The organism is Streptococcus suis, from assembly GCF_019794555.1.
In the GTDB taxonomy this organism is placed as follows: Bacteria; Bacillota; Bacilli; order Lactobacillales; family Streptococcaceae; genus Streptococcus; species Streptococcus suis_AB.
Map to the genome: position 1 here is coordinate 1 of NZ_JAIMEP010000069.1, position 981 is coordinate 981.

Here is a 981-nt window from a genome sequence, read left to right on the forward strand (position 1 = left end):
TCACGGTACTGGTTCACTATCGGTCACTAGAGAGTATTTAGGGTTGGGAGATGGTCCTCCCAGATTCCGACGAGATTTCGCGTGTCTCGCCGTACTCAGGATACTGCTAGGTATAAAGATTATTTCAAATACGAGGCTATTACTCTCTTTGGCCTACCTTCCCAGGTAGTTCTTCTATACTCTTTAAGTCCACATTGCAGTCCTACAACCCCGAGAAGTAAACTCCTCGGTTTGCCCTCCTGCCGTTTCGCTCGCCGCTACTAAGGCAATCGCTTTTGCTTTCTCTTCCTGCAGCTACTTAGATGTTTCAGTTCACTGCGTCTTCCTCTTCACTACCTTAACAGTAGTGAGTGACAGGCATTACCTGCCGGGTTCCCCCATTCGGACATCCCTGGATCATTGCTTACTTACAGCTCCCCAAGGCATTTCGTCGTTAGTCACGTCCTTCTTCGGCTTCTAGTGCCAAGGCATCCACCGTGCGCCCTTATTAACTTAACCTTATTAACCTAATTTTTTCAAAAATTAGAAAACTCATTAAATATTCACAGCGTTTTCGGTTTATTTTCTTGTTACTATTTCTTAATGTATCCTTTCAGATACATCAGGAATGTTTGATAGATATTCAATTTTCAATGGACAAGTTCTAAGATATTAAGAACCGGTGCGACTTGTCGCAAAACTTTCGTAGAATAAGGAGATAACCAACGACGTGTCTTTGGACACTAGGTGGTTTTGACTTATTCCTAGGAAGTTTAGGTTCGTATTCAGTTATCTTAGTTATCTAGGTTACTCTGTATCCTAGATAATGGAGCCTAGCGGGATCGAACCGCTGACCTCCTGCGTGCAAAGCAGGCGCTCTCCCAGCTGAGCTAAGGCCCCACAAGACCTCTCAAAATTAAAGAAGACTAACGTACAGGTTCCGTTTCCTTAGAAAGGAGGTGATCCAGCCGCACCTTCCGATACGGCTACCTTGTTACGACT

At 44.5% G+C, this 981-nt stretch carries 1 tRNA gene and 2 rRNA genes; all 3 read right to left on the bottom strand.

Features of this window, described 5'->3' with window-relative positions:
* A 23S ribosomal RNA gene (locus K6V48_RS11630) occupies nucleotides 1-498 on the bottom strand; the annotation flags it as partial.
* A 308-nt stretch (nucleotides 499-806) separates the two neighbouring features.
* Nucleotides 807-879: transfer RNA gene (locus K6V48_RS11635), tRNA-Ala, on the bottom strand.
* A 52-nt stretch (nucleotides 880-931) separates the two neighbouring features.
* Nucleotides 932-981: ribosomal RNA gene (locus K6V48_RS11640) — 16S ribosomal RNA — on the bottom strand; the annotation flags it as partial.